The 25,824-nt window shown below is 45.1% G+C and carries 16 protein-coding genes; 8 read left to right on the top strand and 8 right to left on the bottom strand.

The annotated features are described in order from the left end of the window. Positions 1-96: 96 nt before the first annotated feature. Genes ACFO4O_RS05205 through ACFO4O_RS05190 form a run of 4 tightly spaced genes read right to left on the bottom strand, consistent with a single transcriptional unit; the run spans position 97 to position 12,861 of the window. Positions 97-7,827, bottom strand: coding sequence for a VCBS domain-containing protein (locus ACFO4O_RS05205; RefSeq protein WP_382406295.1), 7,731 nt, complete (start codon positions 7,825-7,827; stop codon positions 97-99). Positions 7,828-7,855: 28 nt separating this feature from the next. After that, positions 7,856-9,157: an HlyD family type I secretion periplasmic adaptor subunit gene (locus tag ACFO4O_RS05200; RefSeq protein WP_382406294.1), complete on the bottom strand. Its 1,302-nt coding sequence runs from the start codon at positions 9,155-9,157 to the stop codon at positions 7,856-7,858. Further along, positions 9,147-11,288 carry an ATP-binding cassette domain-containing protein gene (locus ACFO4O_RS05195; RefSeq protein WP_382406293.1) on the bottom strand — a complete coding sequence of 714 codons (2,142 nt, stop codon included), beginning with the start codon at positions 11,286-11,288 and terminating at the stop codon, positions 9,147-9,149. The genes ACFO4O_RS05200 and ACFO4O_RS05195 overlap by 11 nt, the downstream gene beginning before the upstream one ends. After that, entirely contained in the window at positions 11,281-12,861 is a 1,581-nt protein-coding gene (locus ACFO4O_RS05190) for an ABC transporter transmembrane domain-containing protein (protein WP_382406292.1), read from the bottom strand. The genes ACFO4O_RS05195 and ACFO4O_RS05190 overlap by 8 nt, the downstream gene beginning before the upstream one ends. A gap of 302 nt (positions 12,862-13,163) precedes the next feature. On the opposite strand from ACFO4O_RS05190, the gene ACFO4O_RS05185 reads away from it, so the two are divergent. Beyond that, positions 13,164-13,565 (top strand): hypothetical protein, encoded by a 402-nt coding sequence (locus tag ACFO4O_RS05185; RefSeq protein ID WP_382406291.1) that lies wholly within the window; start codon positions 13,164-13,166, stop codon positions 13,563-13,565. A 155-nt stretch (positions 13,566-13,720) separates the two neighbouring features. Here the strand turns inward: ACFO4O_RS05185 and ACFO4O_RS05180 are convergent, their stop codons facing one another. Further along, entirely contained in the window at positions 13,721-15,880 is a 2,160-nt protein-coding gene (locus tag ACFO4O_RS05180; RefSeq protein WP_382406290.1) for a TonB-dependent receptor, read from the bottom strand. Positions 15,881-16,122: 242 nt separating this feature from the next. On the opposite strand from ACFO4O_RS05180, the gene ACFO4O_RS05175 reads away from it, so the two are divergent. The 3 genes from ACFO4O_RS05175 to ACFO4O_RS05165 all read left to right on the top strand — a co-directional run bounded on the left by ACFO4O_RS05175 (position 16,123) and on the right by ACFO4O_RS05165 (position 18,787). Continuing rightward, on the top strand, positions 16,123-16,857 hold the full coding sequence (locus ACFO4O_RS05175; RefSeq protein WP_382406289.1) for an SDR family oxidoreductase: 735 nt from the start codon (positions 16,123-16,125) through the stop codon (positions 16,855-16,857). After that, positions 16,854-17,882: an amidohydrolase family protein gene (locus tag ACFO4O_RS05170; protein WP_382406288.1), complete on the top strand. Its 1,029-nt coding sequence runs from the start codon at positions 16,854-16,856 to the stop codon at positions 17,880-17,882. Before ACFO4O_RS05175 ends, ACFO4O_RS05170 begins: the two co-directional genes overlap by 4 nt. A gap of 140 nt (positions 17,883-18,022) precedes the next feature. Further along, positions 18,023-18,787: an exodeoxyribonuclease III gene (locus ACFO4O_RS05165; RefSeq protein WP_382406287.1), complete on the top strand. Its 765-nt coding sequence runs from the start codon at positions 18,023-18,025 to the stop codon at positions 18,785-18,787. Positions 18,788-19,003: 216 nt separating this feature from the next. On the opposite strand, the gene ACFO4O_RS05160 is transcribed toward ACFO4O_RS05165, so the two are convergent. The 3 genes from ACFO4O_RS05160 to ACFO4O_RS05150 all read right to left on the bottom strand — a co-directional run bounded on the left by ACFO4O_RS05160 (position 19,004) and on the right by ACFO4O_RS05150 (position 22,234). After that, positions 19,004-20,179: a mandelate racemase/muconate lactonizing enzyme family protein gene (locus ACFO4O_RS05160; RefSeq protein WP_382406286.1), complete on the bottom strand. Its 1,176-nt coding sequence runs from the start codon at positions 20,177-20,179 to the stop codon at positions 19,004-19,006. A gap of 78 nt (positions 20,180-20,257) precedes the next feature. Then, complete coding sequence (locus ACFO4O_RS05155; protein WP_382406285.1) at positions 20,258-21,028, bottom strand: class II aldolase/adducin family protein; 771 nt, start codon at positions 21,026-21,028, stop codon at positions 20,258-20,260. Positions 21,029-21,193: 165 nt separating this feature from the next. Beyond that, positions 21,194-22,234 (bottom strand): DUF3080 family protein, encoded by a 1,041-nt coding sequence (locus tag ACFO4O_RS05150; protein WP_382406284.1) that lies wholly within the window; start codon positions 22,232-22,234, stop codon positions 21,194-21,196. A gap of 259 nt (positions 22,235-22,493) precedes the next feature. Here ACFO4O_RS05150 and thrS point away from each other — a divergent pair, with 259 nt between their 5' ends. The 4 genes from thrS to rplT all read left to right on the top strand — a co-directional run bounded on the left by thrS (position 22,494) and on the right by rplT (position 25,740). Further along, the gene (thrS, locus tag ACFO4O_RS05145; protein ID WP_382406283.1) at positions 22,494-24,410 is read left to right on the top strand and encodes a threonine--tRNA ligase; all 1,917 of its coding nucleotides are present in this window, start codon (positions 22,494-22,496) and stop codon (positions 24,408-24,410) included. 79 nt (positions 24,411-24,489) lie between these two features. Further along, positions 24,490-25,050, top strand: coding sequence for a translation initiation factor IF-3 (gene infC, locus ACFO4O_RS05140; RefSeq protein WP_382406282.1), 561 nt, complete (start codon positions 24,490-24,492; stop codon positions 25,048-25,050). A gap of 112 nt (positions 25,051-25,162) precedes the next feature. After that, the gene (gene rpmI / locus ACFO4O_RS05135) at positions 25,163-25,360 is read left to right on the top strand and encodes a 50S ribosomal protein L35 (RefSeq protein WP_382406281.1); all 198 of its coding nucleotides are present in this window, start codon (positions 25,163-25,165) and stop codon (positions 25,358-25,360) included. Positions 25,361-25,383: 23 nt separating this feature from the next. Beyond that, positions 25,384-25,740 (top strand): 50S ribosomal protein L20, encoded by a 357-nt coding sequence (gene rplT, locus ACFO4O_RS05130; protein WP_382406280.1) that lies wholly within the window; start codon positions 25,384-25,386, stop codon positions 25,738-25,740. Positions 25,741-25,824: the final 84 nt, after the last annotated feature.

Raw genomic sequence — 25,824 nt, 5'->3', positions numbered from 1 at the left:
GGCAAAAGCATCGATGCTTATTGCCCAATCCTCAGCATCTTTTTGTTCATTGTAGACCTTCGGGTTGCCATTTAAGCTCTTTCCCCTCTGCCGGCTTTAGTAATGATCATCGTCACGCTGAGCAAGCGTTGGGTCGTCTGGCAGGTCAGGTGTATTTTCATCAAGGTCTGAGGGCGGTTCATTATCCAAGCGTTCGCCTAAAGTGCTGTCCGGCGATACTTGATTATCTAACAGGTCGGCAATTACCGCGGCATCTAGTGATGTACTGGTGCTGTCTGGCGTATTTTCTGAGCCACTGCTGTCTATTTCGACGGGCAAGGCGAGGTCACTATTTCCGGCATCTGCATCTCCATCTCCATTGTTTTCAGCTAATGACTCAAAAGAAGGATGTAGTTCAGCATTTGCATCTGTCAAAGTTTGTATCAACTCCTCACTCACTGATGTTGCCTGTGTTTCCTCCCTCGATGTTTCTTCAAGCGATTCTGGAAGTGCTTCAGACGTTTCTTGAACATCAGTCTTGTCGACACTACTAAGTGCCTCATGTTCAGCTTGGACTTTATTGCTATTAATTTCAGGAGACGCGCTGGTTGATTCCGGCGTTTCATCCTTTAGAACTTCTGTTTTGGTATCAGCGCCATTGCTAGTGTCGGTACCAGTGCTGGTGTCGATACTAGTGCTAGCATCGGTAGCCAATGGGTCAGTCGCTTGAATATCTCCCTCATTAACGACGGCTTCAGACGTGCTTTGAACAACACTTGTATCAACCGTGCTCGTGGACTCGAGATCGCTTTGCGCGTTAAAATCAGGTGCTGTGCCAATGTCTTGCGATTTATCCAGTATCACTGGAGAGTTATCAAAACTAAGCTCTTGAACGCCGTCAGGTCCCTTTGTTGTCACCAAATAACTCACAAAGGTGTTGCTGTGAAAATCCTGAGGTAGCTTTGCTTCTATATCATTGTGATCCCACGTGCTAACGTCTATCTGCTCAGTTGGACTTGTTACTGTATAGGTGTGCCCTTGATTGTCTTTAAGTACGGTACCGGCAGGCAAGCCAGTAAGCTTTTCTTGATTTATATGATCATCAGCATCAGAGGGTGCGCCAGCATTAAGCTTTATCATTAAGCTGGCTCCTGCATTTGGAGAGGCAATTCGAGTATCTACCTCTACAACTGTTTGCGTGACCCCAGCGACGGCGGTGTAGCTATGTTTGCCCGTTGAATCAACTATGCCATGCGCTGATGCTGTTACGTCTGTTTCTAAATGACTGTCACCCCTTAGTGTGTTTGCCATTGGTGTTTTGGCTAACTCATCGGTATCTAGTGCTCTGGTGGCTATTGATACATTAAACATTTTGCCGGTAAAAGCATCACTCGAACTAAACCCCCCACCAAATGAATCTTGATCGTTGCCCAATGCGAGTTTTCCGCCAGAAGGGATCGTAACGCCCTTTGCAACGTTGTCCATGTGCTTGGCTAGCACACCATCAATAAGTACGTCCAGTTTTCCGCTATTGCCATCCCATGAAAAACTGTATCGATGGTCTTGCCCATCGTTGAGCATCGCAACACCCGTTGCATATTCGTGACCGCCAAGCCTTATGGTTAAATCTTCCGGTTTCCAAATATAAAAGGTGTTTGCGTCAGAGGGCGTGCCGTAGCTAATAAGTGTGGCACCGTGGACGCCCTCAGTTGTCACTTGTTTTCCGCCTAAGACGGTCATATCAACCGTCATTTCAGATAAACCGCTGCCAGCTTGAACAGCAGAAGAACTAACAACAGCAGAGGGTTGCCCGTGCGGAAACTCCATTACATGTTGCTTAGCAGATACTATTAAATCGGGTGTGGCGGTGTCGGTTACCGATTCAATACTCAGTTTAGCATTGGCCGACACCTCAGCTATACCGTCACTTATTTTGATTGAGACGGGTAAGTCGTTACCGTGCGCATCTTTGTGAGGCGTGAACAGCCAATCTCTATTACTTTGCTTTGTAAAATCGCCTGCGCTACTTGTGATATCGGTAATATGGTGCGTATCCGAGCGATCATAATCTCTGACACCGGCTTGGTGTAAGAGCTCAGATTCACTGAAGGTTTTTGTTTGGTCCTCGTCTAACTGTCCCATATCAACCGGACGCCGCTGAGTTGCTCGCACTGTAGGGATATCGTTAGTTCCAATGACCTGGATGTGGAGCTCTTGCGTATCGGTTCCACCGTGGCCGTCAGTCACTGTAATCGGGATAACTAAATTGTTTAATTCTCCTTCTGCCAGTCTTTCATACCCTTCATGGCTTGGATCAAACTGCCAATTACCTTGTTCGTCGATAGTAAAGCCTTCTATTCGTGCGCTGGTACTGAAATGAAGGGTATCTCCGGTATCCTGGTCGGTTGCAGTAATTGTACCGGTGGCAATCGCAGCATCTTCTTTAAACGAAAGGGGTGAAATAGATTGAATAGTAGGCGAATTATTGGTGCCAGTCATATTTATGACAAGTGCCTTTGTATCACTTAAGCCATTGCTATCAGTTACGGTTATTGGCACTGACATTTGTTTGTTCTGGCCGTCTGCCAAACCAGAATAAGCACTGTTACTTGGGTCAAAAGAATAAGAGCCGTCGCTGTTCAGCGTAAGGCCTTCAACAGCACTGCCCAATGTATAGCTTAAGCTAACACCACTATCAACGCTCGTCGCATCAAGGTGACCCGTTATCAACGCGCCTCCTTCGGTGGCCGACACCTGCTCATTTTGTAATTCGGGCTTGTCATCTACGGGTGTAAATGTCAGCTTTATTGGGTAGGAGACATGAGCGGTATCTTGATTACTTAATTCTTGCGAGCCAGCTTTGACGACAACCGTCACCTCACCATTAAAATTTGGCGCTGGTCTTATGACCAGATGGTCTAAATCCCAGCCGTCGGCCGATACCGATTCACCTGCTTGGGTGACCGTTTTTGAATGCGTACCGTCTGTAATACTGAAACCCAGCGGCAAACCTTCTACTATGGCGGTTTCTATTTCAGACCCATCTGTGTCAGTCAGTTCTAAATTTAATGCTATTGGTAAGTCGGTATCCTCTTTTCCTGTTAAACCTTCAAAGTCCAAATCGAGATTATCGATGACGCCACCAGTGCCGTCGTGGTCGACCGCTCTTATTTCAATTCGCGAGTTCTCCCCGCTTGCTGTCAAATCGTATTCATGACGAACAAACTTGAATGTATGGGCGGTGGGTCTGATGGTATCAATCACTTTACCTTCCCAAATTACCTGCACCGCTGAACCCTCTGAGCTTGTGCCTGTTCTACCGGTGAGGTCAAATCCTAAGTGATATTGAGCGCCAACCTGTGTTTTGATATCGCGATACATGTTTGATGGCGTGTTTGCTTTTCCCTCTAATTCTACGATGCCCACATTACCACCCGAGGTATCGCCATATGGAGCACCTTCACCTTGTTCTACGAGGCCGTCGGGATTGTCGGTTTGCCAGCCCCATTGTGTCGGCGATACATAACCATAGGTACCACTATATTGATGGTCGGGGTCGTGGTTGCTAAAACTGGTATGCACTGACTCTGCCATCGATGAGCGTGGCCTGTCTGCGACAGCTTCTATGGCTAACTCACCAAACGCTTGAGTCTGCTCCTTGCCATCTGTCACTGTGATCCCGACCTTTGTGCTTTCTCCACCAAAATTTTGTGCAGGAGAAAATAGCCAGGTTCCATCAGACTCTTTGGTAAAAGTGCCATGTTCAGCATTTACAGCACTTATTGATAAAGAACCGGTACTTTCATGGTCACTCGCGCCCACAAGCTTAAGTAACTCAGACTCGGTAAAGCGTTTACTGGTATCTTCCAAAGTGTTACCGAGGTTTGCAGGACTAAGCTTTGTGGCCGTTACGCTTGGCGCATTGTTTATGCCGACAACGGTAATTGAAAGCGTTTGGCTAGATGAAGCGCCTTGTTCATCTGTAACGGTAACAGGAATGCTAATTTGTTTGCTTTCGCCCTCTGCGAGTGAATGATAAACGCTTGCTGAAGGATTAAACGTGTAGCTTCCATCACTATCTAATGAGAATCCGTCTACGCTAGTATCTGTAGAAAAACTCAAAACGGCGTTTAAGTCGGCGTCAAAACCATTTATCTGTCCTGATACGACGCCATCTCCTTCTTTGGTAGTTATGTCACTGATTGGACTAATGGTTGGAATGTCATTTGTTCCAAGAACGGTTACCGATATTTGATGTTGTACTTTTGCACCAAACTCATCTGTAGCGACTACGGTGAATTGCTCGTGCGCGACTTGGTCTTTTACTAATGCCTGCGTTTGCGCTTTTGTGTTGTCCAAATGATAAACCCAATCACCGGTTCTACTATCAATATCTAGACTTCCGTAGGTACCCTTGTGAGCACCAATTATGTCGAATTGGTGGCTCGCATTAGTATCAATATCTTGTACGGTTAATCTGCCTGAGATCGCATTTGTACTATCTTCGTGTATCTCTCCTGTAGCAATTCCTGAGATGACGGGGGCGTCATTTTTACCAACAATATTAATGCTAATGATCTGTGGAGTACCGTCGATGCTGCCTACTACGATCTTCTCGGTGATTGACCCATTTTCAGGCAGTGCCTGAATGTCAGGGTGTTGATTATTTAAGGCAAATTGCCATTGGCCGGATTCGTCTATCGAAAAATGACCGTGCTCAGTGTCTTTATCTTGCGCGATGAAGCCTTGTTCACCGGTGTCAGGGTCAAATATGCTCAGAGCGCCTTTCGCCGTGTCTAGAGCAGTATCTTCCTTCAACATGGCACTCGTTACACCACCAATCACAGCGGCTTGATTTGTGCCTTTTATGCGGATATTAATAGTGTGCTCAGTGCCGTCAACAGTGCGCACAACAAAGGCTTCGTCAACGTGTTTGCCGTCAGTTAATGATACTAAGCTCTTTTGCGTGGCATCGGCGATATATGACCAATGGCCGTTTTCATCTATAGATAGTGCGCCATAATTGCCCGATAACAATTGCGTGGAGAAGTTGGATTCACCTTGGTCTAAGTCTAAAACGTCAAGATCGCCGCTTGCGGTGATATAGCCATTTTTTGCGTCACTCTCGGTTGCTAGCGCATAATCCACACCCACGATAATAGGTTTGTCGTTGGAGCCTTGGATTTGAATGGTGAGCTGCGAATGTGTTTGTCCCCCAACATTATCAGTAAGGGTGATAGGCACCTGCAGCTTGAGTTTTTCACCCTCCGCAAGATGCTGATAATCAGTATGAGTAGAGTCAAAGGTATAGCTACCGTCTTCGTGCATAGTGAGCCCAGCCACAGGCATATCTAAGGTAACTTTCACGCCGTCGCCAGTATCGATATCGGTAGTCTGTATCGTGCCAGACACTTGTTTGTCTTCATCAACGTAGACAGCAGGGTTATTGACTACGATGGGTTTATCGTTAGTACCAATTATCTTGATATGTATGACTTTAGGCGTACCGTCGATACTGCCGACTAAAATCTTCTCGGTGATTGAACCATTTTCAGGCAGTGCCTGAATATCGGGGTGTTGATTGTTCAAGGCAAATTGCCATTGGCCGGATTCGTCTATCGAAAAATGACCGTGCTCAGTGTCTATATCCATGGCGACAAAGATATCTTCGCCCGCGTTAGGGTCAGATATCAGCAACTGCCCATTAACGCTTTGCGTCATATCCTCTTTCATCATCGCGCTTGACACACCGGCAATTGCGGCAGCTTGATTTGCGCCTTTCAGAGCGATGTGAATATTGTGTTCAGTTCCGTCAGCGGTTTTGACTGTAAAAGTTTCATCAACCCGCTCGGATGACGTTAGGCTAGTGAGTGCACTCTGATATCTGTCAGCTGAATATCGCCAAGCGCCAGATTCATCAATTGACAAAGTGCCATATGTTCCTTGCAATAGCTGTGATGAAAATGCAGCTTCACCAGAGTCAATATCTAGCACAGAAAGTTTTCCAGAAACATTTATCGATTGAGCGTTTGACTCTGAAACCGTATTTATCGCGTAGTCTAGCCCAACCACAATTGCTTTATCGTTAGTGCCAATAACTTGGATATTAAGTTGGGTATGCGCGGTAGCTCCATGTTCGTCAGTAACCGTCACAGGGACGTGTAGATCGAGCGTTTCACCTTCCGCTAGGCTTTGATACGCAGTATGTGAAGCGTCGAAGGTATAGTGTCCGTCGGTGTTCATGACGAGGCCGGCTACAGGCATATCTATCGTTGAAGAAAGTTGAGCATTGTTATCGACATCACCTATTTGAATCTGTCCCTGAACAAGCCCGTCCTCTTTTATCGTTTGAAGATTGGTCGCGCTTGCCGTGGGTAAATCATTAGTGCCTACAACCTTAATCTCAAGTATGCTTTTTGCCTGCGCACCATGATTATCTGAGACGATTATCGGAATGTGAATGACCTTTACTTCACCTTCAAAAAGGTGCGCATAATCAGTATGTTCAGCAGCAAAACTATAGGTTCCGTCTGTATTCAGATTGAATCCTTTGACATGTGAAACGGTGCTATAAGAGAGTAGGTCGTGCTGATCGGGATCAGTTGCATGAAGTTTGCCAGATAAGGGCGGGCTTCCTTCCTCAATAGTAAAAGAATTGACGCGACTAATCGACGGCCCACTATTTTTGCCAGCTATCTCCACTTGTATTGAATGCTCAACACCGTTTGTGTCGGTTACTTTAACGATATGCTCGAGTTTATCTCCTAGCCCTAAGTGGCGAATTTGAGGGGTAGCTTCATTCGCATGAAACTGCCATTTACCATGCTCATTTATGGTGAACTCACCTAGTGCATCTTTAATCGTCGTTTGCGTAAAGGTAGCGCCCGTCGTGAAATCGGGTTTCGTTTGCGTAGACTCTATTGTTTGAGCGACCGGAGGCGTTGTTGGTCCGGTAGTTTGCGGCTGCGTGGGCTCTGTTGTTTGACCGACCTGAGGCGTTGTTGATCCGGTAGTTTGCGGCTGCGTGGGCTCAATTGTTTGAGCGACCGGAGGCGTTGTTGGTCCGGTAGTTTGCGGTTGCGTGGGCTCTGTTGTTTGAGCGACCGGAGGCGTTGTTGGTCCGGTAGTTTGCGGCTGCGTGGGCTCTGTTGTTTGACCCAATGATGATGTTGTGTCTGTCTTAGAGGGCTGCGTTGTGGCAGTGGGTGTAACCGAGGGGAGGGGCCTTGTCATCGACGGCGTAAATACAAGCGGAGCAGTAAAGTGTGAAGCAAGGTTCAACTCACCGTTTGCGGATAGGCCTTCTATAGAAATTTTGTCCAGTGAGATGGTCTGAAGAGCTAGGTTCGTAGCGGGTGAATTGTTTTCAGGGGCTTTTATATCTACGTCAGGTAGTTGTTCAATACCCCCTCGATGCCCCTGCCTTAGAATAGCTAAATCAGCATTGATGCTTTCCATGTTAGCAAGCTCGACTGGCGCATCTGTGGGTGCATTATTTTGACTTGCCAGCTCTTCAGTGTCGTTTGCATCACGAACAGTCTCATTTTCCAACGCAGGATGGGTTGAAGCAGGGAACTGAGCAGATGAGTCAAATAACTTGTTAGATTCGAGCCCGTTTAGGCCAATATCATTTTCTTTAGCAATGCCTATTGTGGCCTCTGAATGTCCAATTGAGGACTCTCCAGCTAGGGACGCACCAACAATTTTCGCTAGCCTGTCTTTTCTTTTTTTAGCTTTCGAGGATGATATCGTTTCGCTGCGATTGGAATCATGCTTACCTGCAGCATTTTTTTGAGGAGCAGAACTTGAACCGCTGTCTTTTTTGCCACGTTCAGTTTGACTTTTCATCTTGCTGTCCACTTGAAATTCGTATCAATTATCTTTCGGAGAGTGCCGTATCGACTGTTGTGTATACCGGTTTAAGCAGATACTGAAATATCGTTTTTTGGCCGGTTGTGATATCAGCTTCAGTCGTCATGCCGACTCTTATTCTCCGGCCTTTGTCTTTGTTACCGACAAACTCGGTGTTAGGCTTGATAATCGCTTTAAAGTAGGGCTGCCCGGTGCGATCATCGTTAAATGTGGCTGGTGAAACTCTAACAACAGCCCCCTCTATAGCACCAAAACGAGAATAATCGTACGCATCGACTTTTATCAAAACACTCTGACCCACTGAAATGAAACCAATATCTTTGGGAGAGACTCTTACCTCTACGTTTAAAGGCTGATCGCTAGGAACAAGCTCGGCAACAACCCCCCCGGGTTGTAATACTGAACCTACTTGTGCATTCGGTAGAGCCTTAATAATCCCATCTGAGGGAGCAATAAGTGCGTTTTGTCCCAACGACGCATGCGCTTGAATCAGCTCTTCTTCAAGTTCGCGCAGTTTAAGAGCAAGCTCCGAACGCTCAGTGCGATACTGTGTTTTCAACTCCAATTTTTTAGAACGCTGTTGTTCGTCAATCGTCGCTAATTCATTCTGCAATACTTTGGCTTGTCCGGTGAGTTGCTCGGAGTCTTTTTGTAGCGAGGCTAATGCTTCTTGCTTTTCGAGAAACTCACGCTGAGATGTAAGACCTTTGCTAGCGGCCTCAGTAAAAAGGTCGACCTCTTTTTGCACCGCATCCAATTGATTTTGAATGAATGTAATCTGATTTAAAGTAGTCGCCAAAGACGCTTGTTTCGACACCTTCTGGTCTTCAATTACGCTTAGTTGTGAGCGCATAAATGCTAGTTGACTGGCATAAAGGTCTTGTTGTTCTCGCGCCATGCCGGGAAATTGTGAACCCTCAGCGCCAAAGTCTGGATTACGCTCTTGCTCCAATGCGCGCAAGCGTTCTATGCGCATGGTTAAATCTGCATGTTCAACGTCGAGCTGTCTAATGTCTGCCTCGCTAACCGACTGGTCAAGCTCGGCGATAGGGTCGCCTGCAGATACCAAATCGCCTTCGGCAACCAATACGCGAAGTATTTTACCTCCGCTAAGGCTCTGAACTAATTGTACATCACCCCCCTGAGGCAGCACTTCGCCTCGAGTTTTTGCGACCTCTGGAACCGTTGCAAAGGATGACCATACGCCAAGCAAAGCAATGAACACGGCTAACGAAATAAGCGTGAGCATCAATGTTCGATCTCTGCTGGTATCAGGAAATGCCCGATTTATAAAACTATTGTCCATGACTATTCTCCGCAGGAACTTGATGTGGTTGGTCGCTAGTGTCGTCTTTATTTAATTCAGCCACGCGTTCAACGCTACCTTCGCTTAGTACCACAGCGATATCAGCAAGCAGCATCAAAGCTTTGTTGTGTGTAGCATAAATAATGCTTACATCAGCGGGGACATTTTGGATGAATCGTTTAATAGCTATGCTCACTGGATGATCGCTGCCGTCATATACGTCATCTAATAGATATACGGAAGGATTATTAAGCTTTGCAATGACAAGCTGTATGCCAAGCGCGGTCATTGCATCAACCTGTATTTGACCATCTTTACTTAGCACGTTACTCAGCCCAGCATAACGATCGTTCAGACAGGCGTTGATCGCGAACATCTCAAGTGCACCGCTAATCTCTGAATCCGTTGCTAGAGGCGCAAAAAATGTTAAGTTTTCTAAAATGGTGCCATCTATAAAGAAGCTTTCACCATTGACCAGAACCACTTTTGATGCATAGTCAACATTGCTAAACTGTCTAATGTCATGTCCGTCAAGCTGAACCGAACCTGCTTGGGGTGGGTACGCACCAGCAAGTATATTAAGCAGGGTTGTTTTGCCTGCGCCATTTTCTCCAACTAATGCAATCTTTTGACCTGGTTTAGACTGGAACGAAAGACCGTTAAGCGCTACGTCTCTATCGGCGCTGTAACGAAATACGAGTTTTGATGCGTTAATGCTGGCCTGACACTCTTCTATATTGGCTCGATTTTGTTGAGCATTCATGCCTGAGCTGTCAACAAGCGTGTTCACTTGCGCGACCGCATTTTTAAATTGATGATAGCGAGCGGTTGAGAAAAACGCGACTTGAAGCGGGCCCGTGACCCGCCATATAAGCATCATCGCAGCAATCAAACCACCTGAACTCATTACGCCAGCCATTACCATCTGTATACCTACGACCAGTGTTGTAAGCGCAATGCTCATATTCAGCATTTTTCCGACAGACTGCTGCATAGCAGAAACCATCTTGTAGTCGAAATTAGCGCGCGCAGCCCTTACGCTTCTCTTCTTTAGCTTGTCTAGCCAGGGGACAATAGAGCGTGCTTGGCCCAGTTCGCCTGCGCCCTCAATAGCCTGTTTAATACTTGATTGTAGCAGTTGATTAACTGAGCCTGATTGCTCTGCTTTTTGATGCATTCGATTTTCGAAAAAAATAGCAAGCCCTGCATAAATAAGTACACCAATTATGGGTACCAAAACCAAATAACCAGATAAGATTGCGATTGCGATGATAGCGATTATGATAAATGGCGCATCAAACAAACTTATTGCCATCGTACCACTGACAAACTCGCGTATGCGTTCAAGGCTCCTTATGCGATTACTGTTAGTGCTAATTGATGACTGCATCAATATGTTAGTCGGCATTGACATAATGCGTTTAAGCGCTTGTTGAGTTGAATGAAAATAAAGGTTGGCGCTCATGTTTGAGAGAAACTTAGCGCGTAAGCGGTTATTCGAAATCACCCAAACTAGGGCAATTAGCGCGCCGCTACCCACTGCAAGCAAGCCATTAATAGAACCCGCAGGTATGAGGAAGTCATAAACCGACATCGTGAACAAGGGTAATGCGAGACCGAGTAGGGCATTTGCTAAGCTTAGTATGAGCACAGACAGAAAATAACGATTGTACTGTCGTGAAAGACTGCTGAACCATGTGCCTTTCTTAGGTGCCTGAGTGGAAAGTTCATGAATGACTAACCAATGCACTTTTTCACCGTTTAGGTCTACACTGTTCGCTTCAGCGCTCGATATAAGCAATTCCCCATCATTGTCTTGGTCTGCAAAATATACGTCGTCGCGGTGCTGAATTATGGTTGGCAAATCGTATAAAGATATCATAGATATCGCGGTATGTTTTCTTTCCGTGCGATACCCAATGTTAAACAAAATTTCACGTATTTCTTCGAGTGTTGGCTTGGTGCTAAGGTCGCTGATGTATGAAAGAAAGTCTTTAAATGAACCTTGCCAATTGTTTTGCTGCAGTATCTTTGCAAGAGCAAGATAGGCGGGACAATGCTTATCGACTTCAGCCACTAAACTTGATTTTTCGTTCGACGAGGAAGGCCGACTCTGTGATAGCTCACTCATGGCGCTCTCCTATTTGCATATTTGTGGCTGAAACGCTTTCCTTGAGAGGCTCTGAAAAAGTAGTTACGATCACGGTCGATTCGAAGGTTTTGCTTTGAAGATAGTTCGCCAATGCTTGTTGCGCTTTGAAATCTAGTCCTGCGTCGGCATGGTCTAAAACAAGCAGGTGAGGTTTTGCAATGAATGCCCTGACGATTGCAATCTGTTGCTCCATGCCTTTTTCAAGACCGCTGAGTTTATGCATGCCGATTTTAGTGTCGAAACCTTGCGATAAGGCAACCACTTTTGAATATAGCCCGACTTCGCGCGACAATGTCATCGCTTCGTTTTCAAGATCACTATTAAAAAGCGTCAAGTTTTCTAGAACGCTCCCCTCAAATAAGCTTGTGCTAGAACCAACATAGCAGACCCTGCCTGACACTCGTTTGCCAGCTTCATCGGCACAATACAGTTCTCCCTGTTGCATGGCTTGTTGGCGCGCCAAATGGTGGAACAGCGAGCCAATACGAAGGTCGCCAGGTTCCTCAAACCTAACGATGCTGCCTGGTTTAACACGAAATGATATGGCTTTATCACTAAAACGTGGAACAGCACTTTCAGCGATAACGCCGACATTGACCGCATTATTATCAATACTTGCTGGTGAATCTGACTCCGTTTCAAGCATCGCTTGCGCCCGTACTTTTACGCTAGTGGCTTTTTGTAATTGTCCCCAAAATGAAAACAAGGCGCTTACCGGTGCCATTGTTCGTCCTGCAAGAAGGGTACAGGCAGCCAACGCGCCGCTTGTCATTTGCCCTTCAATAACATAATGCGCGCTTAACATCACTATAAGCACGGTTGTTGCCTGAGAGAAAAAAGTGGTTGTTAGTTGCATATGCATAAAAAATTTATCTGTTTTAGCTTGGGCTTCTGACTGAACCGATTGCTGGCGATTAAACTGCGATACGATTTTCCGCTGGCTAGCCTTCGCGCGGAGCGAAAAGATATGTTGAAATATATGATTTAGTAAGTGATTAACCGCTAATTGAGATGTTTCTGCGCGTTGTAAGGAACTTTTCGCCTCAAGACTCAGGATATAGACGGTGATAAAAGCAATGCATAGAATTGTGATGGGTATAAAAACAAGATTCCCGCCGATATAGGCAATCATAATGAGAAAAACTACGACAAACGGCGCATCATATAGCGCAAGAAGCGCTTGGCCTGAATGGTAGTCTTGATAGCGTTTTAAGGCAGCGAAACCGTCTAAGAGTTCGACTTTATCGGCATTTGATACTGCACGTTTTGAGGCTAGAACTGATTCGACACCCTTTACCGCCGACCATGCCTCAAATCGCATACCCTGTCGATTCAGTATCCACGCGCGGCCGTAACGCAAACAACCTTCAAGTAAAATAGCAATGATAACTCCCAAGGCTATCACCCATGCGGTACCGTAGCTTTGGTTGGGAATGATGCGGTCGTAAGTCTGTAGAAGTGCTACAGGCAGTGCCAGTGATAGCAACATTATAGCAAGTGATATGATGAGTATTTTTGGACTGATTGAAGCGATGAGTTTGCTTGAAGACATCTCAACTTCCTATATTAGGTCTCGGCTTTACAACAATGTTGAGACTGGCATTTTGCAAAGAGAAATTTTCTTTTTAGTTATAAAACATTTATTTAGAAAAAACCAGTTTGGCTTTTACATTTTGATAGCAGATGTAAACAACGATGTAGCATGTTTAAAATTCGCAGGTAACTGAAGAGCTTATGTTTTATTGCTAATACTGTGCTGCTAGAACTTTGTTGATTGCATCTATATGACTGCCTATACTGACAAGGAATTTCTAAAACTACCTGTATGAATCTACCTTAAAAAGGACAAAGTTTATGACACGATTATTGTTTATCGCTTTTGCTATCGCGCTAACATCAGCCTGCGTTAGCACTAAAGATGATTTGATTTCAAAAGGATATCCAGTGGCCTATGCTGAAGGGTTTGACGATGGCTGCCATAGCGGCAATAAAGCTGGCGGAAGCATGTTCGATGAGTTTCGCAAGGACATTAATCGATTCAACGCTGATATGCAGTACGCGCAAGGTTGGTCTGATGCTTTTCGTCAGTGCGAAAGTGAGCAAGAGGCATTGCAGCGCCAAACAAGAATGGCCATTGAACAGCAAAGACTTAACGAGCAACGCAAAGAAAATGATCGTGAAGAGAAGTATCGTTTAGAGCGCGAAGTGCTTAGAGGCGTCGACACAAGTGGACTTGAGAACTTCGGCAAAGAGTGAAGTCAAATAAGCACTGAGGCGTTTTTATTGGCGCTTTGACGATTGGTGCAATTACGCTCAGTGTATATATGAGAAGGCGACAACTTAGATATACATCTATCAGAGCATCGCAGGCGCTTGTTACTTACTGCCCCTGCGATGCAAGTATATATACCTTAAAATTGATAAGACATGCTCAAACGTGCATTAAGCGGCTCACCAATGGTGATATTGTTGTCGTTATGAGCAGATGGAAAGTAATCTTCATCAAATAAATTTTCGACGTTGAGCTGGACTTGCAGGTCTTCGCTTACATCGTAATATACCGCTGCATCCACGCGAGTAAAATCTGGTAGCTCAACATTATTGCTAAGGGATGCAAACTGCTCCGACTGATAAATAACGCCAAGCGCAACGGCCCACTGACTGTTTACCTGATAACGATTCCATACCGTGAGCATATTCTCAGGCACTTGCGAAAGCGCGCGGTTACCGAGTGCTCCCTGTACAACTCGCCCGGTTTCATCCGCGTCTAGGTTGCTGTAACCGGCGTTTATTTGCCAACTGTCGGTAAGATAACCCACCAACTGCATTTCAAATCCCTTTGTTTCTGTGCCGGTGATTAAGCTGTTTTCAGGATTAAACGGGTCGGTAACGGTGCCGTTTTCTCGTGTTACCTCAAATAAGGCGGTTGTGAAGCTTAGTTTGTCGGTCACATTCCATTTTAGTCCGACCTCGCGGTTTTCGAACTCTTCAGGCTCTAATGCTTGCGTGCTTAGAGACAGTGATAGAAACTGATCGCCAGAACGGGGCAAGAATGAACGGCTTAAGCTCACATAAAAAGAGATGTCGTCATTTGGTTTGTAAATAGCGCCCACACGAGGCGATGTTTCTGTATCTTTGCGACCTAACAGACCGTTATTGCCATCTGTGCTTCCGTTTGCTATTTCAATTCTATCTGTTACGTCAATATCAAATTGGTCGTAACGCAGTCCAGCAACTAAAATAAACTGCTCAGTAATTTTGACCTCATCTTGCAAGAAGATTGAGCTAAAACTTACCTCTGACGTTCTGTCTCTAACAAAATCCGTAAAGCCAACCGCAGGAATAATGAGCGGATCGCTAAATGTAAACGTGATTTGATCGTCGTTACTGTCAGTAAACAGCGTATCGCGTCTGCTGTTATCGGTATCTTGCTTACCATATTCGGCGCCAATCAAAAGCGTGTGCTCTAAACTGCCAGTGTCAAACTGACCTACCGCATTGAACTGAATAATCAAATTTTCTCGTTCAGTCGCGTCTTTGTACCCATCAAGGCTAACTGTATTTGCCGTGTCGTCAAAACCAATGGGATAGAGATTTTGGTAAAGCTTGTCGAAATCTGCATACTGAACCGTGGTGTTGATTGACCACGTTTCAGACAGTTGATGGTCTAGTCGGCCCCTGAAAACATGCGCTTGTAAGGTAGTGAAATTTAGTTCAGGTGAGCCAAAAAACGTATCTTCCACACCTTCAAGCGGCTTGCCGTTTAAAGAGGGGACACCGCGGTCTACCACTCTATCGTCGTCAATGTACTCATAAGACAAGACTAACTGAGTGACGTCGCTGATGTTGTTGGTATAGGTTGGATTAATGGCGAATCGGTCGCCGTCATATTCATCGCGGTGATTATCTAAGTGCTCATAATAAGCGTTTAGCCTAATTGCCTCACTGCCCGATAAGACATTGTTGTGGTCAACTGCCACCAAGGTGTTGGCAAAGGTGTCGATGTTGGCATTCAAAGCGGTAAATGTGTCGTTGGTCGATGCAGTTTTGGTTACTCGGTTTACAATGCCGCCGCCGCCCCCTCGGCCAAATAAAAGGGCGTTAGAACCGCGTAAAATTTCAACGCGATCTAAATTATATAAAGGACGAAAATACTGTACGTCGTCGCGAAGACCATCAATAAAAAAGTCGGCGGTGGTATTTTGTCCGCGAATTGTCATTTGGTCTCTGTGGCCTTCGCCTTGTCCGATAGACGCGCCAGGTGTGTATTGCAAGATGTCAGCAATAGACACAAAGCCTTGCTCTTGAATTTGCTCACTAGAAATCACTGAAAGTGACTGAGGAACGTCGACTAAAAGAGTAGGGGTTTTTAATGCATCAGCGTTTTGCTGACCAAAATACGCGCCGCGCACGGTAATGCGCTCAATATCAGCAGCAGCGGCTACTGAAGCGAGCTTTGCAACATTGGTGTTTGCCGCAAGGCTTGTTGTACTAATGCTCGAAAAAGCAATGGCTAACGCAGCGCTAATGGCGGTCTTTGGCATACGTGTGCAAGAAAGTGACTTAATCATTAATAAAAATCGTTCCTAGTCCTTAAGTGGTGCGCTAAGTTTATTGCTTATGTAAATGCGAGTCAATCTCATTTGCGTTTAGAAGGTAATTTTATTTCAATATGTACACTAAAAAGGTCATATTCTTGTAAGATGTCTGACAAGAACTACCTATTAAGCTCGGTTGTGAGCAATCAAGTAGGTGTAATTCAAGGATTTAACGATAGAACATTCTGGATAGTTAATTAACGGAAAATTACTTTATGCAGCAGCGAGTTGTGATTAGCGGCGGGAGTTCAGGCATTGGCTTGGCCATTGTTGAGCGCTTTGTGAATAGCGGACATCAGGTATTTAACTTAGATATCCAGCCTTCTTCAAACAAAACTTTAATGCATTGTGACGTGCAATGTGATGTTACCGATCATGAAGTGGTAAAAGCATGCATAGATGAGATTGCGAAAGACGGCAATATTGATGTCCTTGTCTGCAACGCTGGCGCACATATGTCGGCAAATATTGAGCAGACTGACGAGGCAAGCTTGCTGCGTTTGTTCAACCTGAACGTAAAAGGGGCCTATTCATTGACGCAGGCATCATTAGCGCACATGAAAAGTCAGGGCGGGAGTATCATTTATGTCGCCTCCGACCAAGCCATTGTTGCAAAGCAAAATTCATTTGCCTACAACCTAACAAAGCATGCCTTAGCATCTATGGCAAAGACTACAGCCCTTGATTATGCTGCATTCAATATTCGCGCAAATGCAGTGTGTCCCGGAACCATTGAAACACCGCTGTTCCACAGTGCTATTGAGCGCTATTGCGCAAGTTCTGGACAAGACAAAGCGAGCGTTGTCGCCGATGAGGCAAAAATGCAGCCCTTAGGGCGCATTGGACAACCTCAAGAAGTGGCCGCCATGGTGGCATTTTTGGCTAGCGCTGAGGCCAGCTTTGTGACCGGTTCACTTCAGTTAATAGATGGTGGTTACTGCGCACAGTGATATCTATAATAGACCCACATATCCATTTATTTGACCGCAGCCACGGTGAATATGCATGGCTTAAATGCTTACCCACAGAACATGCACGCAAGATAGCGCGAGACTTTGGCCCCGCAGACATCCAGCTAAAAGCGCCGTTTAAATTAGAGGCGCTTGTACATATTGAGGCGGGGTTTGACAACGAGCGACCATGGCGTGAGCTAGAAAACATTGAGCGGAAACTCGCCACGTATGCGCACAGCACAATTTCTGCAGATGCTTCTTGCAATAAACCCCTTGAGCTTAGTCCGCTTAGCGCAAAAACTCACAACCAAGGTCTCGCGCCACAGCGCATTGCGCTTAAGTCTGCAGGCTGTATTGATTTAACTGAAAGACCTGCCGTTTTTGCCCGCACTCTGACTAAGCTGTTAAACCATCGCTCGCTCGCAGCGCTAAGACACATTCTCGATGATGATGCTGTTGCGACGCTGCAGCATCCAAATACTCTTAGCAATTTAGCGCAGTTGAGCAATAGTAAAACGTGTGTTCGAAAGCAAGGTATTGAAAGCGGCTTGTTGTTTGAACTACAAATGAACGTATCCGACAGTCATGCGGTTGATGCATTAGTGGGTATTCTTTATCGTTTGCCCAATCTAGAGGTGGTATTAAATCATGCCGGATTTGCACCCATAGGTGGCGGGCATGCTAATCTAGGCCTGCTTAATAAAATGCAGTGGCAGCTAAATCTTGCGCGTTTAAGTGCTTTGCCAAACCTGTTTATTAAATGCTCAGGGTGGGAGATGACAAGCAATGGTCAAAGCACGCCATCGTACAATGATTCAGACCTAGTGAGCGTGATTCAACATGTTATCGCCTGCTTTGGTGCTCAAAGAATCATGTTTGCCAGCAATTTTCCGCTGGTTCGCTATGAGTATGAATATCAAGCTTATTGGATGATGATGAGCCGCCTTGCAAGAAGATGCAATTTGGATGTTGAACAAGTATGCTTTGAAAATGCTAAACGCATTTACAACATTGCGCTTTGACGCAGTTTAGCAATTGTAAAAATCGCATAATTGCGAAGGTTTGAAGTTAAAAGTTAAAGGTTAAAAGTTAAACAAAAAGCCGTTTTGTGCAAGGAAACAAAACGGCTTTTACAACAATAAAGTAAACACCGGAGAAGTGAATGAAGTTAGTGAGTTGGAATGTAAATGGCGTACGCGCAGTCATGAAGAAAGACTTTTTAACGTCTTTAGCGAGCTTGAACTGCGACGTTATTTGCCTGCAAGAGACCAAAGCACAAGATGAACAAGTGTTAGAGGCTTTAGAAGCTCTCGAGGGATATCATATTTATACTAACTCAGCGATTAAAAAAGGATATTCAGGTACCAGCATTATTAGTCGCGCAAAACCTCTTGATGTCAGCGTTGATTTGGGCATCGAGGAACATGACCAAGAAGGGCGAGTGCTTTGCGCCGAGTATGAACAGTTTTATCTTGTTACTGTGTATACGCCCAATTCACAGAATGACCTTAAGCGTCTGCCGTATCGACAGCAATGGGACGCTGCGTTTTTGGACTATGTAAAAGCCCTCGAGCAAAATAAGCCGGTAATAGTATGTGGGGATTTAAACGTAGCGCATAAAGACATTGACTTAGCCAGACCGAAGGCAAACTACAATAAAAGCGCAGGCTACACGCAACAAGAAATAGATGGGATTGATAACTTACTCGCGAGCGGCTTTATTGATAGCTTTCGTCATGTCAATAGTGACGCGGTGAAATACAGTTGGTTTAGCTATCGAGCAGGCGCAAGGGAGCGAAACGTAGGGTGGAGAATTGATTACTTTTTAGTGTCGAGTAAACTGGAGAACACGATTAAAAACGCAGATATTCATAACGATATCTATGGTTCTGATCACTGCCCAGTGAGTCTTGAACTGAGTTTATAGCGTTAGGTCATTGGTGTTAAGCGGGAATGAAGCGAAGCCAGCGCTAGTTTTTTTTGATCATTCGGATGTACATACAGTTTAATTTGAAGCTTGTGTAGAAAGTTATAAGAAAATCACCGCCAGTGCGATGATTTCCTCGTAACTATTTATTCGTAAACAATTTATTCGTAAACAATTTATTCGTAAACAATTTCCTAATAAACAGTGACCTCAAAGCTATTTGACGACCACATTTGGCGAGCGTTTTACGATGTCATCGTTTAGCTCTATACCAATACCCGGAAGGTCTGGTACCTTAAACTTGCCGTTAACGGGCTGATAATCTTGAATGCAAAGCTCTCGATTCCACGATTTAATTGCATATGTGTGGTGCTCGTGAATTAAAAAGTTAGGAATAGCGGCCTCTAACTGCAGAGCCGCTGCGGTCGCAACCGGTCCGCCGCATACGTGCGCCTGAATGCGAATATCATACACATCAGCATAATCACAGACTTTTTTTGCTTCGGTAAATCCGCCGCAAAGGCCTACGTCGGGCTGCAGTACATCAATACTTTGATCTTCAAAATAGGGGCGCACATCCCAACGATGGTAAAGCCGCTCACCCCCCGCTATTGGCACATTCACGCGCTCAGACACCTTTTTATGCACGGCGGCATTAAGATAATTCACCGGCTCTTCAAACATCATGCAGCCTACTTCTTCTATCACTGACCCCATTTGAATCGCAGAGGCGCAGCCCATGAGTGAATGTGCCTCAAAGATAATATCGACTTCATCGCCTACTTCTTTGCGAATAGCGCGTAGGCGATCACCAAACAGTTTCATTTGTTTGGGCGTAAATAATTTGGTTCTATCAAAGCTCGAATCCCCGTTTTCGTCATACACGATGGGGTCCACTTTTACTGCGTCATAACCCTCTGCCATGGCTTTTGCGGCTGAGCGAGCGTAGTCATCGGGTGTCAGCATTTTTACGCAGTCTTGGCTCCAATCAAACTGAAGCTGACTGGCATAAGTACGCAAGTCATCATTGGTTTTTCCGCCTAAGAGCTGATACACCGGCACGCCAAGTGCTTTGCCTTTAATATCCCAAAGTGCGGTGTCGATAGCGCTCATTGCAGAATAGAGCACTGGGCCGCCGCCAAGCCCCCAAAAGCTTTCTCGCAGCATGCGCGACCACAATAGCTCTGTTTTAAATGGGTCAAAACCAATTAATACCGCCTCGGCAATCTCTTTTATCATGGCTGCCGCGGCGCTATGCCCCCAATCATAAGCTAATCCAGCTTCACCCACGCCGTGTATCCCTTCATCGGTGTGAATGCGAACAAAAATAGGGTTCCATGGCGGTCTTTCTGGGCAGTGAATATCAAAAATTTCAACGTGGGTAATTTTCATAAAATGTGATGCTCGCGAATAATAGTGTTAACAATAACGATGAACGTGTTTTTATCTTAAAAGGTTTTTGCAAGTGCATTAAATATCAAAGTTTGGGTACTGGCGTTTAACACGTCGCATCATCGCCGGCCATGCTTTTTGACCGCCTGTTTGGCCGGTATGCACAATATCAGCCTGCGCTTTTATTGAGGCAATTATGTTGGGGTCTACTTCTATTGGCGTATCACCTGACTGCTGCATTTTTACTTGCACCTCACAAGCACGCAGTAGGTCATACATATGCATAAATGCATCGCCAATGGTTACGCCCATGGTTAGGGCGCCATGATTGCGCAAGAGCATAAAATTAGCGGAGCCCAAATCGGTTTGCAAACGTTGTATTTCATCATGATTAACCGCTAAACCTTCGTAGCGATGATAGCTCATGCTTGCAAGCGCAAAAGCCGAATACTGGCTGTAAGGACGAAGGCCCTTTTCGGTGCTCGCCACTGCGATGGCATCAGGGTGATGCAGATGCAAAGCGCACTGAGCTTCAGGGCGGGCAATATGCACTGCGCTGTGAATGGTAAAGCCTGCTGGGTTGATATCAAACGGGCAGTCGTCTTGAATAATGTTGCCCTCAATATCAATTTTAACCAAATTCGAGGCAGTCACCTCCTCAAACGCTAAACCAAATGCGTTTATTAAAAGCTCCTCTGTATCGGGAATGCGTGCAGAAATGTGCGTATGGATAAGGTCATCCCATCCGTGCATCACTAATAAACGATAAGCTGCTGCCAGCTCAACACGCGTATGCCATTCTGTCTTTGAAACTTGGTTCTTTAAGTTGAGAGTAGGTATGTCGTACATTGATTATCCGATGGCTAAAACGTTCTTTACATAAATAATAAAACTTAAGCATATCAGCTTTTTGATGATGTTTGCCCAACTTATGTTTGCGTACATTATGTTTGTTTAAATTATGTTTGTTTAAATTGTGTTTGTTTAAACTACAGTTGCTCGAGCAAATTTTAATTAAGCTTCGTCCTTATCATCGCAAAGTCGAAATATTGCTTGCCAAAGCTCAATATGTTTTTTCATCGTTTGTTTATATTCATCAGCAGATTCCACATATTGCTCCCGGATAAATTGAGACCACTGAGGAGGCATATATTGATTGTTAGCGAGCAGCTCAAAGCTCGGGTTGAGCTGATATTGATAATGATTTAGTTGACTTGCAAGGGGCTGAATAGTGTCGGCAAAAAACAGCGTAAAAATATTACGCATGATTGTTAATTCTTCCTCCAGCTTTGCCGTCGCACATTGGTTTGCGTGTTCATCGATGTAGCGCTCCAATAGTTTGCTAATCGCTGGGAGCGAATTGACAATAAGGTTTTGTGTACGCCACATGCGAGCAGGAAGACGGGTGTCGGTTAAATCGCGCATATGAAGTTCGAGTTGCTCGCTATTTAGTGAATTTGCCTCCAAAGCTTCAAGCAAATAATTAAGCGCTAGCTTGGTTTCTTGTAGCCCGTCTTCACTGGTGCCCGCAATAAATCCACCAGATGTGGTAAACGCCAAATAGAGCTCGTCTGATTGCGTCAGCATGTTTACCCAAACCAGAGGCAGATTGTCTTGCTTTTGCGCTATCCACGATGCGAGTTTTTCATGCATAGGATGCTCATTTTGCAATTGTTGCATGCAATCATGAAGTGTATTTAACAGGCGCTTTTCATACAAAAACCGAGTAGAGGGGAGCTGCGTTTTACCCAAGGCGGTGTTTCGCTCTGCGATAAATTGTCCGAGGGGGCAGTCGTCAATGGCATAGAACTCCCGCATTGCAATCTGTAAGTCGGGTATTACTTGTTCTAAACTCGATTTGGCGGGCGCTTTGAGTGTATGGTCAGTTAATTGAGGGCCGTCAATCGAAAGCTCGGTGAAGCTTTCTAAGCGTTCAGATAGCTTATTGATGTCGTTTTTAACTTGCTCATGCTGGGTACACGCCTGCGTAAATAACACAGCAATGAACATGAATAAGAAAGCAGCTGTGCGCGTCGCACGCATTTGTATTGTCATGAAGCTTTTTGAGCGGGATGGGCATGTGTATATTGAGTACGGCATATTGTCCATTTTTAGTGAGTTATGTTGCGCAAATTGCTGCTGAATAAAACTTAGGCGGTATTTATCTGGCAATCTCTTGGCTTAAGCATTGCAAGTGCTTATCCCATATCGTTATAATTCACTCAGTTTTTAACGCCTAAGTTTATCTACGCACTTTATCCAAAAAAATATCAAGTGGCGCTTGGTTTGTGTCACCACTGAATAAAGGAACATCATGCCTGTAATTACACTCCCTGACGGAAGTCAACGTACTTTCGACAATCCTGTTAGCATTTTAGATGTGGCCAACGACATTGGTCCTGGACTTGCAAAAGCGACTATCGCCGGAAAAATCAACGGTGAATTAGCAGACGCCGTCGATATGATTGACGACGACGCCAGCTTGCAAATCATTACTGCCAGAGATGAAGAAGGCTTGGAGATTATTCGTCATAGCTGTGCTCACCTTATTGGGCATGCAATAAAGCAGCTATATCCCGACGTAAAAATGGCCATTGGCCCTACTATCGATAATGGGTTTTATTATGACGTAGACCTAGACGAGCCATTAAACGAAGACGCGCTGGCAAAAATTGAAAAGCGCATGTTAGAACTTGCAAAAACTAATTACGACGTCGTAAAAAAGAAAGTGAGCTGGGAAGAGGCTCGTGAGGCATTTGTTGCCCGCGGTGAGAGCTATAAAATTCAAATTTTAGATGAGAATATCGCAAAAGACGATAAGCCAGGTTTATATCATCACGAAGAATATATAGATATGTGCCGCGGCCCGCACGTACCGAACATGCGTTTTTGTCAGCATTTTAAATTAATGAAGGTAGCCGGTGCATACTGGCGCGGCGATTCAGATAACAAAATGCTTCAACGAATTTACGGTACTGCATGGGCAGATAAAAAACAGCTTAAAGCTTACTTAAATCGACTGGAAGAAGCAGAAAAGCGAGATCATCGAAAAATTGGTAAAACGCTTGATTTGTTCCATTGGCAAGAAGAAGCGCCGGGCATGGTGTTTTGGCATAACGACGGCTGGACGATTTATACCGAATTGGAACAGTTTATTCGCTCCAAGCTACACGACTATGAATACGATGAGGTAAAGGGTCCATTGATGATGGACCGTTCGTTGTGGGAGAAGTCGGGGCATTGGGATAAATATGCCGAAAACATGTTTACCACCGAGTCTGAGAAGCGTGAGTACGCCATTAAACCTATGAACTGTCCTGGGCATGTTCAGATATTTAACCAAGGTTTGAAGTCTTACCGCGACCTGCCTCTTAAAATGGCGGAGTTTGGCTGTTGTCACAGAAATGAACCCTCCGGTGCGCTGCACGGATTGATGCGCGTTCGCGGATTCACTCAAGACGATGCACACGTATTTTGTACAGAAGAACAGATTCTTGATGAAGTCAGTGACTGCATTAAGATGGTTTACGATACCTACTCAACCTTTGGGTTTGACAAAATCGCAGTGAAATTATCAACGCGCCCAGAAAAGCGTGTTGGCTCAGACGAAATTTGGGATAAATCTGAAAAAGCCCTCGCAGATGCCTTAAAAGCCAGTGATATCGAATTTCAATATTTGCCGGGTGAGGGCGCATTTTACGGGCCTAAAATTGAATTTACTCTGCATGATTGCCTTGACCGCGCGTGGCAGTGCGGCACCGTGCAGCTTGACTTTTCGATGCCAGGCCGCCTAGGTTCAACATATGTAGCCGAAGACGGTGAACGAAAAGTGCCGGTGATGATTCACCGAGCTATTTTGGGCTCATTAGAGCGTTTTATCGGCATACTCACAGAAGAATTTGCTGGCGCCTTCCCGACTTGGCTTGCGCCCACCCAAGTGGTGGTAGCGAATATTACTGACAGCCAGTCTGCGTACGTTGCTTCGGTAGTAAAAAGCCTTAAAGCGGCGGGGGTGCGCGTTAAAGCAGACGTTCGAAATGAAAAAATCGGCTTTAAGATTCGTGAACACACCATGAAAAAAGTCCCGTATTTGCTCGTGGTGGGCGATAAAGAAAAAGAATCCGGTGAAGTGGCCGTGCGTACTCGAAAAGGCGTCGATTTAGGCGTAATGAGTATCAATGATTTTACAGCACATGTGCTAGATGATATTAAATCTAAAAAAATTCAATAGCACTGCGCGTAAGAATAGGTATAATACTGCGATTCGTGGAGCGGTCTAATGGTTAGGCACGCATTCACGACACATTTTAATGTTCTTGGAGGAATGTCAAATTAAAGGCGCTGCTAATAAAGCTCAGAGCGATAAAGCTCGGATTAACGAAGAAATTACGGTAAATGAAGTACGATTGGTCGCTGCAGATGGCTCACAAGCTGGAGTGGTATCCATCACCGAGGCACTGGCACAGGCTGAAGCCGCTGGTGTAGATCTCGTTGAAGTTAGCCCTAATGCGGCTCCCCCGGTCTGTAAAATCATGGACTATGGGAAATTCTTGTTCGAAAAGAGCAAGGCCCAAAAAGAGCAGAAAAAGAAACAAAAGCAAATTCAGGTCAAGGAGATTAAGTTTCGCCCTGGCACTGATGAAGGCGATTACCAGGTAAAACTGCGCAACCTGCGTCGCTTTCTAGAGGGTGGAGATAAAGCTAAAGTAACGATACGTTTTCGTGGTCGTGAAATGGCTCACCAAGAGATTGGCATTGAACTTTTAAATCGCGTTAAAGGCGACTTAGAAGACATTGCTAACTGCGAGTCTTTCCCACATAGGGTAGAAGGCAGACAGATGATCATGGTGCTCGCCCCACATAAGAAGTAGTAACGGTCTAAAGTTTTTAAGTCTGCACAACTTAAAACACCTTGCTGCAAATTTTAACACCCACACTTACTGCAAATGGTTTGGGGTTTATTAACAATGCGGAGTTTTAGCAATGCCTAAAATGAAATCAAACAGCGGTGCCCTTAAGCGTTTTCGCAAAACGGGTTCTGGTCGTTTTAAAAGCAAACAGTCTCACTTGCGTCACATTTTGACCAAGAAAAGCACTAAGCGTAAGCGTCATCTACGTGGTAAGAAGTTGGTTCATGTAAATGATACCGCCCTTATCCAACGTATGTTGCCATACGTATAACCTTAGACTTAGGAGACTGAAAAATGGCTAGAGTAAAACGCGGCGTGGTAGCACGCGCACGTCATAAAAAAGTATTAAAACAAGCTAAAGGTTACTACGGTGCTCGTAGTCGTGTGTATCGCGTAGCGGTCCAGGCGGTAACTAAAGCAGGTCAATATGCATATCGCGACCGTCGTCAGCGTAAGCGTCAATTCCGTCAATTATGGATTGCACGTATTAACGCGGCTGCACGTCAAAATGGAATGAGCTATTCGCGTTTCATCAACGGCTTGAAAAAAGCCTCTGTTGAAATCGATCGTAAAATCCTTGCTGACATCGCAGTACACGACAAAGCCGCTTTTACTGCATTAGTAGAAGCAGCAAAAGGCGCGTTAGCGTAAACTATCAACAATAGTTTAAGTTCTTTTCGAAAAAGCGAGCAGGAAGCTCGCTTTTTTGGTTTTTGTTGTTAGCATCAAGGCATA

It is taken from the genome of Glaciecola siphonariae, from assembly GCF_042652645.1.
Lineage (GTDB): Bacteria > Pseudomonadota > Gammaproteobacteria > Enterobacterales > Alteromonadaceae > Glaciecola > Glaciecola siphonariae.
Note: the sequence above shows the minus strand (reverse complement) of the source record. Positions and strands in the feature narration are given on the sequence as shown.